Here is an 18,762-nt window from a genome sequence, read left to right on the forward strand (position 1 = left end):
AGATAAATCTGGTGCTAATGAGGCTGCATTACTGACTATCAATATCTTCTTATTTTTACTAGGTATATGGTTAACTCATGGTATTGAAATTAGATAAAATAAGTATTTGAATAATTTGATAGAGTAGGATCATAGAAGTATTAAACGATTGACTCGACCCATGATGGGATTTAAGCCTTGGGACTCTATGGAGACTACTATCGCTGGTTATGAGTTAATAAATATGATTAGAAAAGGTCAGCACATTAATGCTGAAAATATGACTATTTGGGATCAATTCTATTCTATAGCAGCATAACTGTATCTAGAGCATACTGATTTCATGAAAATTGTCACTGATTTAAATATTTGCGACAGAACCATATAATGGACTTATAGTAACTTATTTCATCGTTATTGGGCTACCTGTTATCTGCTTTTTCATTTATTCTTTTATCAAAAAATAAGACTTTATAGATAAACAATAAAACGTTAAAATTCTTTGTGTAAATTATTCACAATCTAAAAATTAAATTGATAAATACTACATCAAAGGATAAATAATAATGAAAAGACCTGAACTTCTATCTCCAGCTGGAACTTTAAAAGCTATGCGCTATGCTTTTGCATATGGTGCTGATGCTGTATATATTGGTCAACCAAGATATAGTTTAAGAGCAAGAAATAATGAATTCTCAAAGCTAGAAACTCTTGAGACTGCTATAAATGAAGCTCATGCACAGGGTAAAAAAATAATGCTCGCAAACAATATTGCCCCACATAATGCAAAAATTAAAACATATATAAAAGATATAGCTCCTGTCATGGCATTAAAACCAGACGCTATGATAATGTCTGATCCTGGTATGATCATGCTTATACGTGAACACTTTCCAGATCAAGAAATACACCTATCTGTCCAGGCAAACGCTGTAAACTACGAGACTGTAAGGTTTTGGCAGAAATTTGGCATCACCAGAGTTGTTTTATCTAGAGAGCTTTCACTACGTGAAGTAGCTGAAATAAAAGAAAATGTTCCAGACATGGAGATTGAAACTTTTGTTCATGGCTCACTTTGTATGGCCTACTCAGGCAGGTGTCTACTATCTGGTTACTATAGTCATAGGGATCCTAATCAAGGCGTGTGTAACAATGCTTGTAGAAACAACTATAAAGTTGCAGAGGCAAAACAAAATGATTGGGGTGACTTCGAACCAACACAGGTTCAATCGACTCTTGGTATAGGTCAACCTTCTGATAAAGTTGTGCTAATAGAAAATGATAAAGAGCCTGGACAGTATAACCCTATGTTTGAAGATGAGCATGGCACATACATCATGAACTCAAAAGATCTAAGAGCCATCCAACATGTCGAAGCAATGACAAAAATGGGCGTTGATTGTTTCAAAATAGAAGGACGTACAAAGTCATTCTTTTATGCTGCCAGAACTGCTCAACTTTATGATCAAGCTATCAAAGACACTCTAGCAGGTAAACCTTTTGATATGAGCCTTATGGATAAGCTTGAAGGACTTGCACACCGTGGTTATACAGAGGGCTTTTATCGTCGCCATGTCCATGATGAATATCAAAAATATGAAAACTCTGACTCTCGTAGTTCGACTCAACAATTCGTTGGTGAAATTACAGATTTTGACCAACATACAGGCTATGCCAATGTAAATGTACGTAATAAGATAAAAATTGGCGATAGTATAGAGTTAATGCTACCATCGGGAAGTCGTGAAATCATCCTAGATAACATGCTAGATAAAGATGGTAAACATATGGAAGAGGCAAAAGGAAGTGGCTATCAAGCTAAAATCAAATTTGATAATGTCTCACCTGAAGATATGAAATTTGCTCTAATGATCAAAAACCTGTAAATGGAATAAATATAAATGTCTAAAAAGCACTGGTCTAAGATACAACTATTACATGAAAGTGTAAAAAACCCCAATATAATTATTAAAGGAAAGCATAGCTACTATAGTGATTGCTGGGATTCTGGCTTTGAAGAATCTGTTGTTCGCTATTTATACGGTGATGAAATAAGTAAACAATGGGAAGCAAAATGGCCAATCGACAAACTATATATTGGAGATTATGTTTGTATAGCTCCAGAAGTTGTTATTATGATGGGAGGCAATCATACTCATAGATCAGACTGGTTTTGTTTATATCCTTTTATGGAATTTATTGAAGAAGCTTATATTGGTAAGGGAGACACTCATATTAATGATGGAGCTTGGCTAGGAATGAGAAGTATAATAATGCCAGGAGTTACTATTGGTGAAGGAGCTATTGTTGCCACAAACACCGTTATTACTAAAGATGTCGAACCATATAGTATTGTTGCTGGATCTCCAGCTAAACTACTAAAATACCGATTTAGTAAAGAAATCATAGCCGAATTACTGAAATTAGATATTTACAACTGGAGCCAAGAAAAGTTTGAACATCTAAAACGATACTTATGCTCTTCAGATATTACAAAACTTAAACAGGCATCTATCAACTACGACTCTCACCTAAGCTAAATGCTTAAAATCAGTTAAACTTTTATTTCACTTTACCTTTTATTAAGAAAAGAAGTACAAAACATACTACTGACATAATAATCATAGTAATAGCAATGGGCAAAGAACTTGTTGCTGGGAAAAGCATAGCTATACTTCCTATAACACCACTAATTGCAAACTCCATAGTTCCAAATAATGCTGCAGCGACACCTGCTATCTCATAAAATGGCTCTAGACTACCACTAGCTCCTGTACCTGTCGTAAAAGCCGCTCCAAAAGTAGCAAAGAAACATGGTGCAAAAAATCCCCAAAGTGTCAAACCATAGATCATATATATAGTTAAGGATGTTATACCGGCAACAAAAACACAAGCAACCCCAAATATAGCCGTCTTATAAACCCCAAGCTTATTAACTATTGCCCCAGATAGTAACGATCCTACTAGAAATGCTACCCCAGCAGAACCAAAAACAACATATATCTTTGAAATTGAATAACCAAGATAATTAATAATATATGGAGTCATTGAAAACAGTATAAAAAATGAAGCCATTCCCGAAACTGCCGTCAAAGAATAAGCCCAAAACTGTAGAGATCTACCAACATATAAATACCTTGCAAAAACATCCCATGACATTTTTTTACGTCTTTCAACAGGCAAGCTCTCTTTCACAAAGATAGCAACAATTAAAAAAGCTATAATTGCCAAACCTGTTAAAAATATAAAAGCAGACTGCCACTGGAAATGCGTGGCTAATTGAACGCCAATAAGAGGACCTATAATTGGTGAAACAGATATTATTGCATTTATAAAACTATATATCATCGAGCTCGTTTTACCTGAATAGGCATCTCTAATAATAGCAAAAGCACATACTGATAAGCCACAACATCCAAGACCCTGAATAACTCTTGAGAATATTAAAAAATCGATAGTATTTGATACTGCACATAAAACAGAGCCTATAACAAAGAGTATTGATGACAGAAGAATAACTTTAAATCTACCTAGCTGATCAGATAATGGCCCTAAAAATAATTGACCGACACCTGTAACGACTAAGAATAAAGATAGTGTAACTTGCACCATTTGTTGAGTAGTATTCAACGCTTCACGCATCTCTGGTAGAACGGGCATATAGACATCCATAGCTAATGCAAAAGCAAAAACCATTGGCCCTAAGATAAGAATTGTCTTTAATGGAGAATATTTCCACATAAGAACCTCCATACTGGTATTATTATTGGATAACGGAGTATTATAACAGAATATTTAAAATATTTTACTAATTTAGAATTTACCTTATTTTCATACTTTATTAAATAAACTAGCAATTGAATTTTTATAAATTAAATAGTTCACAATGTTATAATAATCGTCATAAATAATTCCTTTAGATAAATAATGTTTAAAAAACTTATATTAACTCTACCCATAATAATGCTACCAATACTATCTTTTGCAAGTGATAGTGAATCAACACTTAGTGCTGTTAGTGTTAATGCAACGAGTCACCCTCTAGCAATCGCTGCAATAGTAGTATTTATCCTAGCATATCTATTAGTTATGACTGAGGATTTCACAAAACTTAACAAGTCAAAACCTGTTATTGTTGCTGCTGGTATAATCTGGATTTTAGTAGCAATAGTTGGTGAATCTGTTGGTGCGGATAATATTGTTCATAGTAACTTTAATCACATTATGACCGAATATGGTGAGCTTTTGCTTTTCTTATTAGTTGCAATGGCATATATAAACCTTATGGAAGATAGAAATGTCTTTGCCAAGTTAAAAAGTACTCTGCTTCGAGCTGGATTTGGCTTTTTAGGAACTTTTTGGCTAACAGGAATCATCTCATTCTTCTTATCTGCAGTTGCCGATAACCTAACTACAGCTTTAGTTATGAGCACTGTTGTCATTTCAATAGGTAAAGATAATAAGAAGTTTGTTACAATGGCATGTGTAAACGTTGTAGTTGCTGCAAATGCAGGAGGAGCATTCTCACCATTTGGCGATATCACAACATTGATGGTGTGGCAAAAAGGTGTTGTTGGGTTTACTGAGTTTTTTGATATTTTTATACCATCACTAGTTAACTTTTTAATTCCTGCTATCATAATGAGCTTCTTTTTACCTAAAATGGAGGCCCAATCAATAGTTGAAGATAAAGTTGAACTAAAACGTGGGGCTATACCAGTAATTATTCTATTTATACTTACTATAGCTACAGCTGTTTCATTTGAGCATATTCTTCATTTACCTCCCTCTCTAGGTATGATGACTGGTTTTGGTTATGTCATGATTTATAACTATTTCTATGGTTTAAAGATAGCTTATGAAAATAGAAATCCTAAAGGACGTAAAATGCCTCCCCATGCTTTTGATATTTTTGATAAAGTCAAAGACGCTGAGTGGGATACTTTATTATTCTTCTATGGTATTTTAGTTTCTGTTCAAGGCCTTGCAGCTCTTGGCTACCTAGGCATAGCTTCACAATACATATATACAGATATGCAATCTGTCGCTCCTAATATATTCTCTGCTCACACCCAGGCAAACACTGTAATAGGAATATTATCAGCAATAGTAGATAACATCCCAGTAATGTTTGCTGTACTTAGTATGAATCCTGTTATGGAGCATGCACAATGGCTACTAGTAACCCTTACAGCTGGTGTGGGCGGTAGTCTTCTAGCAATTGGTTCTGCGGCAGGTGTTGCTGTAATGGGTAAATCAAAAGGTAAATATACTTTTATGGGACATTTAAAATGGACATGGGTTATAGCTATTGGCTATTTTGCTAGTATAGCTGTTCATTTACTTATTAATCATTAGTTAGCTCAATGACTTTATTATGATATTCTTTAACTCTTATGTTATGGCTAACAGAAATATAAGCGATGTTTTTAGACTTTAATAACGAATATATTACTCTTTCAGAATTAGCATCTATATTTGATGTCGCCTCATCTATAAGTATCAAATCATAGTATTTAGTAAATATCTTACAAAAACGCAATTTTTGCTGCTCCCCAGAGGATAAAACATTACGCCAATCATGTATTGTTCCTATAAATTTTTGTAGGTATTCAACTCCTAAATAACTCAATATTCTCCTAAACTCATCATCTGAGGGAATACTGGAAAAAGAAGGATAAAATACTGCTCTTTTAAAATCATCTTCAGGGAAGTATGGCTTTTGTGATAAAAAAAGCATTTTAGGAGTTCTATTAAAAATAATCTTACCTTTAAAATTATCACTATGGCCATTTATAACTCTTAATAAACTAGTTTTGCCAATACCTGATTTACCATGTAAAAGTATAGAGTCATTACTGTTTAAAGAGATATTAATATTTTCAAGCATTAGCTCAGAATCTTTTGTTACTGATAAATTTTCTAAAACTACTAAATGCTGCTGAGAGTAATCTATTTGTCTGGGATTACTTTTACTCTTAGAGTTGATTATTGACTTTTTAAGCTCTGCAAGTCTTGAGACATTAGTTCTTAATTCAGCTAACTCTTCATATCCAAAAACTAAAAACAACATTGGTGAGATAACATTATAAAATGCTGAGTTAACCTGCATTACCTGCCCAAAGCTAATGCTTTTTGCAAAATATCTTGGTAACGCCAGAATAATTCCTGCTAAAGAGTAAATTTGAATGAAAAAGCTTCTTACAATATCAATTTTAGCTCTTCTAAAGGTTACTTGATAAAAATTTTGTACAATGTTGTTTAAATGTTTTCTTGATGTAACAAATTCCTTCTTCTCTGACTGGTTATCATATATTGCTGTCTTATTATTTCTAACAACTGAAAGCCCATACCTAAAATCAGCCTCATATTTCTGTTGACTATACAAAAGATTCTTTAAAGGCCTTCCAACTCTAAAAACAAATATAACATTAACCACACCCAATATAACTGCAACTAAAAATAAATAGCCTGGGATATAGAATTGATGACCATATAATGAAAATGATAATACTCCTGATAACTGCCATAAAATGATCGCAAAACAAATAAGTGTTGCAATACAATGAACAGTTTTTAAAAAAAGATACTTTGATAAAGAGATAAATTGTAAAATGTCATAACTTATACGTTCCTCAGGATTATCATAACTTCGAGAATAATTTAGATAACTCTTAGAATTAAGCCACTTACTAACATAGTTTTCTGTTAATGGTTTTCGGATAAATATAATTAAATACTGACCCAAAAGATAAGCTAAAAAACTATTGATTAACATTCCAGATGTAATAAATGAGAATATAATAAGTTCTCGAATAAGTGTTGGTTTATCATACTGCTCAATAGCATTATAAAAAGCAACGTACCAATGGTTTAAGTAAACATTTAGTGCAACACTTGTAAGCTCAAAAATCGCGCATATTGACAGTACAGTTAGAGCCACTATTCCAGCTCTACTTTTCCAGAAATCTTTAGATATTGCCCAATAGTTTATAAAGAAGGCTTTCATTCGCTATTCTGCTTTATATGGTACCGAAATAACTACTCTTGATGCTGTTCTTTTATCTTTTTTATCCATTGCAGCAATCGCTAACTTAACCATACGAGAGTTTTGATTATGAAGTAAAAAATGCCACCATTTTGTATTAACAACCTCAGGGATAACGACTACAGAGTAACCTCTCTCAGGATCTCTTAAATCATTTTTATGCAAAATCTGTAATACTGGAGTAATAAACGAATTATATACAGGTCGCATTATTAAAAGCTTTTCTTTAAAGGCTAGATTTTTCCATTGAGATTTTATCTTCGCTATTTTTTTCTCATTAGCTGAAACAAAAACTGGTGTGATATCATCAGAGATATTTCTTGCTAATCTTAAAGCTTCTATTGTACCTCGGTGAATACGTGACACTAAAATTACAATCTTAGGCTTAGCATCTTCATATACACAGGCATTTACGATCGCCTCATCAACACTCAAAGCTAGACTTTTTTCTCTTTTAATATAGTGATTTTTGATCGAGTACAAACCAAACATAATCACTAATATCGCAATTATGACAATCCATACACCTTCAAAAAACTTACTCTCAACAATTGTTATTAGCACAACAAATGTAGCTACACAGCCAAAAGCATTTATAAAAGCTCGAAAGCCCCAGCTCTTATATTGACGCTTATTTCTATACCAGAATTTAACTAATCCAGCCTGACAAAGAGTAAATGCAATAAATACACCAAATGCGTATAATGGAATCAACTTACTAACTTGAGCCTCAAAAATAACTACTAAAATAGCTGATAAAATTGTCAGCATTATAATCCCATTTCTAAAGGCAAATCTATCTCCAACACGCTGAAGTTGTTCTGGTAGATATTGATCTTTACTCATAATTGATGCTAGAGTAGGAAATCCTGTGAAACAAGTATTTGCAGCCATTAAAAGTATCAGACATGTAGATGCCTGTAGAAAATAATATAAGATACCATTTCCTAAAACCTGATGGGCTACTTGAGATAAAACACTTTCTGAAAAAGCTGGATATATTTTTGTTTTAGTCGCTATAAATGTGACACCTGCAAACATAACTATAGATAGCAAAGTCATTAAGACAATACCAAATATTGCTTTTGACATTACTGGTGATTTATATGCTGAAACGCCATTTGCATAAGACTCAATTCCTGTCAAAGCTGCACTACCTGAAGAGAATGCTCTTAAAACCAACGTAATGGTTAATACTCCTATTGAAGTATGCATTTGATTAAAATAGTTCTGAGTATACTCAAATTTTGCAAGAGAACCATCACTATACTGATAAACCCCAACAACTATCATTATAAGTATTGAAGCAATAAACATATACGTTGGCCATGCAAATATTCTTGCTGTTGATTTAACACCCCGCAGGTTTATAATCATCAAAAGTACGAGTAATACTAATGCCAGCTCAACAATATAGTTATTTAACATAGGAAATGCTGAGCTAATAGCAACTGAGGCTGTTGAAACAGATACTGCCACGGTAAGTATATAATCAATAATCAATGATGCTGCGGTAAGTAGCAGAAGCTTTTCACTAAAATGTGACTTTACTATCGAGTATGATCCACCACCTTCTGGGTGAGCTTTTATAACTTGAGCATAAGAAAAACCCATTAGCAATATTAGCAAAATCACCATTAGCCCAACACCAATAGCATACTTTGAAACTGCTGTAGCCCCAGCTATTGCTAAAACTATAAAAACCTCTCCCGTTGCATAAGATACTGATGATAATGCATTTGAAGATAAAATCGCAAAGCCTGAAAAAAGTCCTATTTTTTGTTCATCTTGCTTAGCTGTAGGAATGGGTGAACCAAATATCAGATTTCTTATTTTCATCTATATTTACTCTTGCTTTTGTAAGAATTCATTTAATTTTTTAGCTAATTCTTGTGTTCCTTTTTTCATAGCTGCTGAGATTACATAATATTTATCTTGATAGCCAATACTATTAACAAACTCTTGGCATTTTTCATCCACCTGATCTGCTAATAAATCGATTTTATTTATAACTAAAAATCTTGGCTTGTCAAAAAGCTCTTTGCTATATTTTTCAAGCTCTTTTTCAACAGCAAAATAGTTCTCAATAGGATCTGAATCATCAAATGGGTAAATATCAACCACGTGTAATACACATCTAGCTCGAGTTAGATGCTTAAGGAATCTTAAGCCTAAACCAGCGCCTTCAGCAGCCCCCTCAATAACTCCAGGGATATCTGCCATAACAAAGCTATCTACGCCAACCTTAACTACACCAAGGTGTGGATACATAGTTGTAAATGGATAATCTGCCACTTTAGGTGTCGCTTGAGATACTGAGCGAATCAAAGTTGATTTACCTGCATTTGGTAGCCCTAATAAAGCTATATCAGCCAGTAGATTTAGTTCTAAGCGAACCTCTCTATATTCACCCTCTTCACCTAATGTAAACTTTCTTGGTGCCTGGTTTGTGCTGCTTTTGAAGTGAGTATTGCCTATACCTCTTTTACCGCCTTCGACAATTTTAAAAGTTTGATTATGCTTAAGGACTTCACCTATTTTCTTATTTGTCTCAGCATCAAAGACACTCGTCCCAACTGGAACCGTAAGATACAAATCCTCACCAGCTTTACCATAACAGTTGCGTCCTTCACCAGGGCGACCATTTTCTGCTTGATAGTCTCGTTTATAACGATAATCAATTAGTGTATTTACATTTTCATCAGCTTTTAGATAAATACTCCCACCATGTCCACCATCGCCACCATCTGGGCCACCTCTAGGGACATACTTTTCTCTTCGGAAGCTAACACAACCATTGCCACCTTTACCTGCTTGAAGCTTAACAACTACTTCATCTACAAATCGCATAACTAGATAAATCTTCTATTTATAAAAATTCTAATAGTACATTATATACTTTAGTAGTCAATTTATCATTTTATCTTTGATAATTTTTTAAAGAAGACTATTTTATACTTACGGCGTTGTAATTGAGTTATCTCCAAGGCCTCTAAAGGCCACTATTGTTTCATGACTTTCATCATTTAAATTATATGTTAGCCTTAAACCTCTAATCCTCTTATACCAATCAGATATTTGTGGAGGACTAGCACTAACTCTTACCCATTGACCATTAACCCCAACATAATTAATCTGTAAACCACTAACTCCTGATAATAAAACTGTTCTAATAGGATCTCCAGTGCCATCATAGCTTAATTGAACAAGATCATTTTCAATATTTCCTTGAGCATCTTCTTGCTCTGAAATATAAACAACTTTAACGACATAATCAGTATATAATGTTGAACCTGAAGGAAAGTTTTGATTAATACTTGCTGTCTCACCTGCACCACCAGTTCCCAAATTAACAGTTGTTGCACCACTTACCACATCACTAACTACGGTTATTAAGTTTTGATGACTTTCACTTGATAATAGCATATATGTCCCCGCAGCAATTGCTGAAGCTCCATCTGCTGGACGAGTAAAAGAAGATGCTCCTGATGCTATAGCTGTTGTAAGAATTTGTGGATCATCTATTGTTTGGACAACTAAAAGATCTGTACCTGCTTGGGCATCATCAGGTATACCATCAACTAATGGAGCTCCTTGAGCATAGACTATTGGATAGCTAATAGGGTCTATTTGTGAGCCACTACTTATTTGAGATAATGATAATTTCCAAGGTGAATATGTGGCATTTCCTGAAATATATGCCCCATCGATTAAATTTCTGAAAATATTATCAGCCTCAACAACCTCAGTATAAGAATGCAATGTTTCGACAGATTCAAGATTTTGCTTTCTCATTTGAAAAAAAGACTGTACGATCATAACTATAACAATCATTCCAACTGCTATAGTTACCAACACTTCTACTAATGATACTCCACAATCTTTACGTCCCATTCTGTGATAAGTCCATGTTTATACTTAGAGTAGTATCTTTACTGCTTGTAAAAGTCCAGTTATCTGTACTTTGAGAATTAATAGTAACAGATGTCCCGCTAGGTACCGTAGTATCTAGATTTCCGGTAATTAAAAATTCATTAAACTTATTATCGGCCGTTCCAACGAGCTCCGCATCATTAACTAAGAGACTCTCTGAACCTTGTGCTCTATATAAGATAATCTCATATGACAACACCGCTATAGATATAACTAGCATAGCAATTACCAACTCAATTAGTGTAAATCCTTGCTGCTTTGACAGAGACACTCTTCTTACAACCTCTTATATTTATCAAATATAATTTATATTACTATAACTTCAATTCTTAATTTTATCATTAATTAGTTAAAATTATATCAGCTATTCTCTTTATATTTCCCAATTTCTTTTATAAATAATTAACCTAAAAAAATAATTGAAAAACTTGAAGTAGTAAAAATATGCTACAATGACTTTATGAGAAAATACTTGCTAATGATCTAATATGGAATACATTTATAGAGTTACGAAAAGTATAATATTATTTTGTAGCATACTTATTCCTACAACCTTATTGGCTTTTGTTAACATCAGTTTTATTCCAACATCAGGTAGTACTCTTAACTTAGTGACAACAAGAAGTTCATCAGCAACAGATAGCTTAGACCTAGAGTTACAAAGACTTGAGGCTGACAATACGTTTACACAAGAAGGCGATACTGAAACAATAGCAACAGGGTTTGTTAGTCCAACGTCAGTATCAAACGTTGTAGTTCTTCCAGTATCACTTAGTAATAACCAAATAACTGATAAAATAATTGTAATACCACTAAGCACAAATAATATTTTCTCAACTATACATGTATTAAATGCTGATCTTAGTAACCCTCAATCTCTTAATGTTGCTGGACTTCTTGGTATAACGCCAACTCTAGTTACCTCACCTATACTAATTAGTAACAACTTAGGTGTCTTTATTATCCTTGGAACTACAAATCTTATAAACTCTACCTTACGAATATATAGCTTAAATACCGCAAGTAATACCTTAGCCGAGACTAGCTCTACTACCTATAATAATGCTAGTATTATAGATATAATGCCTATTGATGAAAATATAATAGCTGTTGTTTTCAGTGAGACCTCAGTAGATGGAGTAACTCAAGTAAGTGCAGATATCCATAGTATAATTACAAATACATCAATGGGACAATATAGCCTTAACTCTGCAAATGATATCCAAGTTACTTATGACCCTAGTAGTTTTAGAACATCTATAGCCTCATCAGGAAGTCAAGTAGATATTAGTAATGCACCATCACCATATGGTGTAAATAAGGTCTTCAGTCAATAATCTAACTTAGAAAAGGGTTTATATCAAAACATAAGTTAAAAACTTCAAATAAAATTACAGCACTTCCCATAGCTACAACATAGATATGAGAAAAATTCACTCTTAAGTCCTTGCTTGCACTAAGAAATGTTGGAGTATAAACAAATATTATAACTGCGAATATAGCCGCATACTGTAACGCTAAAATAAAGCCTCTTGGATAGAATACCGTAAAGATTAATGGTGGAATAAAGCATATTATTGCTACAACTAAACTATTTATATGCCTATTGCATCTAACAAATAAATCTCGAATATAGTGCATCAAAGATATACCTACCCCAATAAAAGATGTTATCACTGCGATATGAATAAATAAGTTTAGAGCAAGCTCTAATGTATTTGATCCAGATATCGCCTTGATCTGGCTAACTAGACCACTCGGTGTATCATTACCTAACTTAAATAATGAATGATAACTATGTATATTGTGCTGAGGAACAACTCCTAAGGCTAAAAATACCCATACAACATATACAACTAAGACACACATGCTCCCAATAAATATACTTTTTTTAATACTCTTAATATCACCTTTTTGATACTCATAAATAACCGGAATGATATTATGAAAACCAAATGCTGGTAGAAGAGTAGGCCATGCATATATAAATGAAGAAACTCCTGAAGGCCCATCTCTCAAATAGTTCAGATTTATATAAAACAGCATAATCATCATAGCTATTATAAAAAAGGCAAACTTTAACGTAACAAAAACCCTATTTGTATAATCGCTAGCCTTATAACTAAACATAAATGCTACAAAAATCAGGATAAAAATAATCGAAGATATTCCAACTTGAAATTTACTTGAACTATCACCAACACCTCCTAGCATAGAGACAAGTGATGACCCTTGAGTAGTATAAGCTGCTAATAATGAATATAATAAAAGTAAGTAAATAACACTAAAAATTAGCAAATAAAATCTTGATGAGCTCTCTTGCATCATGGTTGTAAAGTTTGCCCCTACTGGATATCTCTCACATACGCTTAAAAGCTTTAAAGCTGTGATATACATCACACTCCATGACAAAACCAGAAGTATAACAGCACAAACAAAACCACACGATGCCACAATTAGTGGTAGCGAAAGCATACCTGCACCAATAGTAGTACCAATTATAAGAAAGACTGAGCCTATAGTTCTAGAGTTCATAAATTATTCTTTTATCACCGTGGCTTCCAATAATATCTTATTTTACTAACTAAAGAAATATGATCTATAATATTAAATAAAAATACCCAATAACTATAAATATGGACTTATTTTCTCAACTAGCAAAAATAAACGGTTTTGAATTTGAATCATCTAGTGGTGAGAAATCTCAAACAGGTTGGAATGGAAGCGCAAAAGGTAGTGTAACAATAAAGGTAGAGCAAAACTCAATATATTTTAAAGAACAGGGCCACTTCAAACTAAACAATACTGATCGAGAAACTAAAATTGAAAATGAATATATCTGGCAAAAAATAAACTCTAAGCGTATTAGGCTATCCCATGCACGTTTTGGTTATGAGAATCTTGTTACACTATTTGATCTAATACCAAAAGATGAAAATACTTGGCACAGCGAGAATCAACATGTCTGTGTCGATGATTTATATTCTGCAGAATTATATATCCTTGATACTGGTATTGAACTTACATGGCAAATTTCAGGACCTAAAAAACAAGAAAAAATTAAATATTTCTACAGTTAAATTTAGACTTTATAAGAGAATTTACCCTACAGTTGCATCTACTGAAATAGAGCTCCCATCATCAAGAATCAATACAAGAGGAACTTTATCACCTGCTTGTAATTTTTTATTAATACCCTCTAGCATTACATGTAACTCTTGGAATGACAATGTAACAGAGTTATGAGGATATATTTCTATATTCTTAATCTGTTTCATAACCTTTTGACCTTTACTGTTTTGGACAAAGTGATGTAGCTGCGTTTCTCTATCAATTGGAGAATATGCCGCAACAATATCAGCTGTCTTATCACTAGAGTTCTTGATACGCATCTTAACTTCTGCATTAGAATCTTTTAAAAGTTTAACCTCAGCTTTTGTTACTCTTAATTGACATGACTTATTATATGAATTAGCTGTACAGCTACTTTTACTAGTTACATTAGCACAAAACCCAGCTGATAAAGCCATAGTAGCTAAACCTATTCCTATAAGGATTTTTTTCATATTAAATATCTCTCCTATATTTGTTTAAACTTCTCTAATCTCTATTATTGAAACATTTTTCTAGACTAATTAAAATGCAAATATTCTCCTTTTGCAAGGCATTTTTATAGAAAAAATTTTCAGATATTTTTTACTTAATAAAAGAATCAGTTTGGTTAAAATAAAACTAATCTACTTCAATAAAACGATATCCCACAGCATTTTCAGTTGTTATTAAAGGTTGCTTTTTACATGCAGCTAATTTCTTTCTTAGCTGTCCAATATAAACCCTAAGATACTGCGCTCCATCTCCATAGCAATTACCCCAAACCTCATTTAAGATCGTATTTTGCATAACAAGCTTACCTGCATGACTTACTAAATGAGATAAAATCATAAACTCTTTTTTTGATAAATGGATCTCTTGCTCATCAAGTATGACTTTATGATCATCAAGATCTACAGTTAGATTAGCAAACTTAAATAAATTAGATTTTTTCTGAGATCCTTCTAAAATTATTAATTGTCGTCTAACTCTAGCTATAAGCTCTGGCATATCAAATGGCTTTTTAACATAATCATTAGCCCCACTTTCAAGAGCCTTTACAACCTCTTCTGTATCATTACGTGCTGAAACTACTATCACAGGAGTAGCATTATGTACTCGCATAGATCTAAGCCACTCTTGGCCATCTTGATCAGGTAAACCTAAATCAAGAACTATAACATCTGGAATATAACTACTCAAAAGTTTACTAGCCTCACCCGCTGAGGTAGCAGACTCGATATCATAACCTAAGACTAGAAATGTTTTTTCTAATAGTTTTCTTATCTGAGGTTCATCTTCAACTAGTAATATTTTTTGCACCATTTCCTACGCCTCATATTTATATTTAGTATCAACTTTTTTTAACACTTGAAACTAAAGAAAGAGTTATTTTAAATACACTTCCCTTACCCTCTCCATCACTATATGCTCGTATTTTGCCATTATGTGCTGAAACTATACCTTTACATATGGCAAGACCTAAGCCATTACCATGAGTATAGCTATCTTCTTTTTCTATCCGATGAAATATTGTAAATATTTTCTCTAAATCAAACTCACTCAGTCCTATACCTTGATCAGCAACTTCAAAAAGACAGCTATTATCATTTTTTCTTTTTAAGCTAATAACTATTTCTTTCTCAGGATCCGCTGTAAATTTTATGGCATTATCAACTAAATTTAAAATAACTTGCTGAAACAGTATTGGATCTATCTCTACTACAAAAGGCTCTTTTGGTGCTATAAACTTAAACTTTTGTGAGCTATAGATACGAAAGCAAATATTTTTAAGCTCATCAAGAAAAATATCGCTATTAACACTCTGGATCTTTAATGAAAGTTTACCTGAATCTACCTTTAGCATTTGTACGATATTATCAATATAATTATCCAACCGTTTAGACTCCGTTAGTGCTAAGTCTAACATCTCATTTTGCTGCTCTTGACTAAATGCATCTTTAAAAGATTTAACACTACTTAAAGCTCCCATTATTGATGCTAAAGGAGTTTTAAGATCATGTGACACTGATGATAACATTGATTTTTGTAACTTGCGTTGCTCATCTAAAAGTAACGATTTCTTCTCTTCTTTTTCTAGGCTTCTCTTAAGAAGTAAATGCGAAATATGCGAAAGCATATTACTCAGAAGTACACTATCAGAAACTATCCTCTCTATGGTTTCTTCAGATTTTAAATATATTGCAATAACTCCTAAAACTCTATTTTCAATCACTAATGGTTCTATAGCCCAATTTAAGCCCGCAAAAGTATTTGTCCCTTTGCCACAGCTAGCCTTATATTTAAAGCTCCATTTTGCAGCGGCTAATTCTTTTTGGTTAAAGTTAGGATGTTGAGGAAATGCCGCTGAATCAAGCTCAGAATCCGAAACGCTTAAGAAAACAAAATCACATTTAAAATATTCTTCTAAAGCATGTAAAAAAATCGAACGTAGATCCTTATCTAAACTCTTTTCATTAAACATTTTAGTAAAACGATATAGTATCGATATATTATTCTCTCTTTCTTTAAGGAGTGTAAAAGCTCTTTTTGTCCTTAAAATTACATGACTAGAAGAAACAACTATTATCATAAATATAGACAGGGTAATTAATCCAGCCAAACTAGAAACATCTAGAACAAAGTTTGGTTCTAGATATAAATACGCATATAAAAATAAACCAACCAAGGAAGATATTATCGAAGAAACTAAGCCATACCTATAAGCACATGCTGCTATTACTATTAAAAAACAAAGTGTTTGAGATACAAGCCCAGCAAAATCTAAACTAAAGAATATAACAATACCAGAAAGAGCCGTTATAGCAGCAGATTTTAACGTATCAATAAATAAATTTTTAAATTTATTTTTCTTATTCTTTGATACTACTTCAAGCTTATGATCTTTCTTATTGATTGAAACAATATGAATTTGCATACCATTATTATTACGAATAATATCATAAACAACTGAGCCAAAAATTTTATCTTTCCACTTTGGCCTTATAGATTTACCGATAATTAAATCTGTAGCTCCTATTGAGCTTGCATACTCAAGTATACCGTCAGATACTCTATCTCCTAAAATATGATCTATACTATAACCTAAGCTACTTGCTAACATTTTATATCGTCTAATCACACCAAAACTAAGCTTCGTTGCTATCTTATTTGGTTTTTGCACAAATACCGCCATTAAACGAGCATTCAATGTTGTAGCTAAGAGCTTACCTTTACGTAATAAACTTGGCGTAGCCTCATCATAACCACAACACACTAGCACATATGGTGATGTAGCAATAGCACTACCATTTTGATAAAGCTTTCGATACTGTTGGATATCTTGGCCAACATGGTTTGCCGCCATTCTAAAAGTATAATCTCTAAGTATAGTTAAATTTGTATATTGAAAATATCTTTCTAAAGCTCTGTCTATAGCATCACTTTTATAAACCTTGCCTTGTTTTAATCTTTTTATTAACTCCTCTGGGCTAATATCTACAACAACTAACTCATCTGCAGACTGTATAAAATCATTTGGAACTATTTCATTAACATTAGCCTGAGTTATTTGTGTAACTTCATAAGATAAACTAGCAATATGTTGAATATTAATAGCTGTATAAACAGATATACCTTCATCAAGGAGCTCTTCTATATCAATATAGCGTTTTTTATTTCTTGATGTCGCAAGGTTTGTATGTGGTAGCTCATCAATTATAACGACATCTGGTCTTCTAGCCTTTATCGCATCAAGATCTAGCTCTTCAAAGATCTTACCTCGATAGTTTATTTTTTTAAGAGGCATAACCTCTAAACCATCAAGTAATGCTTGAGTCTCAGCTCTTCCATGAGTTACTAAAAGGCCTACTACAACATCTTTATTATCACGCTGTAGAGATTTTGCATTATTTAGCATTGCATAGCTTTTACCAACACCAGGAGCATATCCAAGAAAAATCTTTAACTTACCTTTTTTTGATTCTTGGCTTTTATTTGCTAAGTTTAATAATGCATCTACTTTTTGTTTATTATCCATTTAAATCTCTATAAGTGAATTTGACAAAGCCTAAAAGCTTCTAAGAAAATTATAGCAGAGAAACTGACTAATAATTTACACCACAGTCATTAAAACCTATAACTAAGAAGCTTTTTTATTTAGAATTTTAAGCAGATCAATATTTAAATTAAGAACATTTACTGTATCTATTCCTAGTAAATGCTTAGTTGTATTTTTCTCTACTAGCTGCTCTACTTGTTTGATTGATAAATTATTTTTCTTAGCTACATACTCAGCTTGATACTTAGCTGCTTGTAAACTTATATCAGGATCAATACCACTAGCTGAAGCAAAGACCATATCTTCAGGAATAGTCTTAGACCCGTATCTAGCTTGTAGATTGCTAACTCTTTCTTTAACATCTTTTAGTTGAGTTTTATTATTAACAGTATAGTTTGTTCCACCAGTTGCTAGAGGATTATCATTTGATGCTGATGGTCTTGTTTGGAATAAATTTGTCGGCATAACTTGTCCAATTAACTTAGATCCAACTAGCTTGCCATTATAGTGTTCTTGAGATCCAGTTGTTGTACCTTTTGATACAGTATAGTCAACTGACATTATAAAAAATGGATAAACTACTCCTAATACAAGAGTAAATAAAAGCATGGCCTTAAATGATTTAAATAAATTTAACATCTTATAATCTCCT

The 18,762-nt window shown here is 32.8% G+C and carries 16 protein-coding genes and 1 pseudogene; 6 read left to right on the plus strand and 11 right to left on the minus strand.

The window, feature by feature from the left end:
- Positions 1–100 precede the first annotated feature (100 nt).
- The 3 genes and pseudogenes from F3D62_RS12890 to F3D62_RS00800 form a co-directional block, all read left to right on the plus strand.
- A pseudogene (locus tag F3D62_RS12890) lies at positions 101–298 on the plus strand (DDE-type integrase/transposase/recombinase); the annotation flags it as partial.
- 247 nt (positions 299–545) lie between these two features.
- Positions 546–1,865, plus strand: a complete 1,320-nt coding sequence (gene yegQ, locus F3D62_RS00795) for a tRNA 5-hydroxyuridine modification protein YegQ (RefSeq protein WP_150466354.1) — start codon at positions 546–548, stop codon at positions 1,863–1,865.
- A gap of 15 nt (positions 1,866–1,880) precedes the next feature.
- Positions 1,881–2,519 (plus strand): CatB-related O-acetyltransferase, encoded by a 639-nt coding sequence (locus tag F3D62_RS00800; protein ID WP_150466355.1) that lies wholly within the window; start codon positions 1,881–1,883, stop codon positions 2,517–2,519.
- Between the two features lie 22 nt (positions 2,520–2,541).
- Here F3D62_RS00800 and F3D62_RS00805 read toward each other — a convergent pair whose 3' ends face one another.
- Positions 2,542–3,720, minus strand: coding sequence for a multidrug effflux MFS transporter (locus tag F3D62_RS00805; RefSeq protein ID WP_150466356.1), 1,179 nt, complete (start codon positions 3,718–3,720; stop codon positions 2,542–2,544).
- A gap of 186 nt (positions 3,721–3,906) precedes the next feature.
- Here F3D62_RS00805 and nhaD point away from each other — a divergent pair, with 186 nt between their 5' ends.
- Entirely contained in the window at positions 3,907–5,337 is a 1,431-nt protein-coding gene (gene nhaD / locus F3D62_RS00810) for a sodium:proton antiporter NhaD (protein WP_150466357.1), read from the plus strand.
- On the opposite strand, the gene F3D62_RS00815 is transcribed toward nhaD, so the two are convergent.
- The 5 genes from F3D62_RS00815 to F3D62_RS00835 all read right to left on the minus strand — a co-directional run bounded on the left by F3D62_RS00815 (position 5,327) and on the right by F3D62_RS00835 (position 11,231).
- Positions 5,327–6,988, minus strand: coding sequence for an ABC transporter ATP-binding protein/permease (locus F3D62_RS00815; RefSeq protein ID WP_150466358.1), 1,662 nt, complete (start codon positions 6,986–6,988; stop codon positions 5,327–5,329). The genes nhaD and F3D62_RS00815 overlap by 11 nt on opposite strands.
- A 3-nt stretch (positions 6,989–6,991) precedes the next feature.
- Positions 6,992–8,866 carry an APC family permease gene (locus tag F3D62_RS00820; RefSeq protein ID WP_150466359.1) on the minus strand — a complete coding sequence of 625 codons (1,875 nt, stop codon included), beginning with the start codon at positions 8,864–8,866 and terminating at the stop codon, positions 6,992–6,994.
- A gap of 6 nt (positions 8,867–8,872) precedes the next feature.
- A complete protein-coding gene (gene cgtA / locus F3D62_RS00825; protein ID WP_150466360.1) occupies positions 8,873–9,877 on the minus strand; it encodes an Obg family GTPase CgtA in 1,005 nt (334 codons plus the stop codon).
- Between the two features lie 108 nt (positions 9,878–9,985).
- Entirely contained in the window at positions 9,986–10,921 is a 936-nt protein-coding gene (locus F3D62_RS00830) for a PilW family protein (protein ID WP_150466361.1), read from the minus strand.
- Positions 10,911–11,231 carry a type II secretion system protein gene (locus tag F3D62_RS00835; protein ID WP_150466362.1) on the minus strand — a complete coding sequence of 107 codons (321 nt, stop codon included), beginning with the start codon at positions 11,229–11,231 and terminating at the stop codon, positions 10,911–10,913. The genes F3D62_RS00830 and F3D62_RS00835 overlap by 11 nt, the downstream gene beginning before the upstream one ends.
- A 217-nt stretch (positions 11,232–11,448) precedes the next feature.
- Here F3D62_RS00835 and F3D62_RS00840 point away from each other — a divergent pair, with 217 nt between their 5' ends.
- Complete coding sequence (locus F3D62_RS00840; RefSeq protein ID WP_150466363.1) at positions 11,449–12,297, plus strand: hypothetical protein; 849 nt, start codon at positions 11,449–11,451, stop codon at positions 12,295–12,297.
- Between the two features lies 1 nt (position 12,298).
- Here the strand turns inward: F3D62_RS00840 and F3D62_RS00845 are convergent, their stop codons facing one another.
- A complete protein-coding gene (locus F3D62_RS00845; RefSeq protein WP_150466364.1) occupies positions 12,299–13,495 on the minus strand; it encodes an amino acid permease in 1,197 nt (398 codons plus the stop codon).
- Between the two features lie 101 nt (positions 13,496–13,596).
- On the opposite strand from F3D62_RS00845, the gene F3D62_RS00850 reads away from it, so the two are divergent.
- Positions 13,597–14,040 carry a DUF6314 family protein gene (locus F3D62_RS00850; protein ID WP_150466365.1) on the plus strand — a complete coding sequence of 148 codons (444 nt, stop codon included), beginning with the start codon at positions 13,597–13,599 and terminating at the stop codon, positions 14,038–14,040.
- 21 nt (positions 14,041–14,061) lie between these two features.
- Here F3D62_RS00850 and F3D62_RS00855 read toward each other — a convergent pair whose 3' ends face one another.
- The 4 genes from F3D62_RS00855 to F3D62_RS00870 all read right to left on the minus strand — a co-directional run bounded on the left by F3D62_RS00855 (position 14,062) and on the right by F3D62_RS00870 (position 18,749).
- The gene (locus F3D62_RS00855) at positions 14,062–14,526 is read right to left on the minus strand and encodes a copper chaperone PCu(A)C (protein ID WP_150466366.1); all 465 of its coding nucleotides are present in this window, start codon (positions 14,524–14,526) and stop codon (positions 14,062–14,064) included.
- Positions 14,527–14,692: 166 nt separating this feature from the next.
- Positions 14,693–15,376, minus strand: a complete 684-nt coding sequence (locus tag F3D62_RS00860) for a response regulator transcription factor (RefSeq protein WP_150466367.1) — start codon at positions 15,374–15,376, stop codon at positions 14,693–14,695.
- A 28-nt stretch (positions 15,377–15,404) separates the two neighbouring features.
- Positions 15,405–18,089, minus strand: a complete 2,685-nt coding sequence (locus tag F3D62_RS00865) for an ATP-binding protein (RefSeq protein WP_150466368.1) — start codon at positions 18,087–18,089, stop codon at positions 15,405–15,407.
- A 102-nt stretch (positions 18,090–18,191) separates the two neighbouring features.
- Positions 18,192–18,749 carry a potassium-transporting ATPase subunit C gene (locus F3D62_RS00870; RefSeq protein ID WP_150466369.1) on the minus strand — a complete coding sequence of 186 codons (558 nt, stop codon included), beginning with the start codon at positions 18,747–18,749 and terminating at the stop codon, positions 18,192–18,194.
- Positions 18,750–18,762: the final 13 nt, after the last annotated feature.

This window comes from Francisella sp. SYW-9 (genome assembly GCF_008711465.1).
GTDB lineage: Bacteria > Pseudomonadota > Gammaproteobacteria > Francisellales > Francisellaceae > Francisella.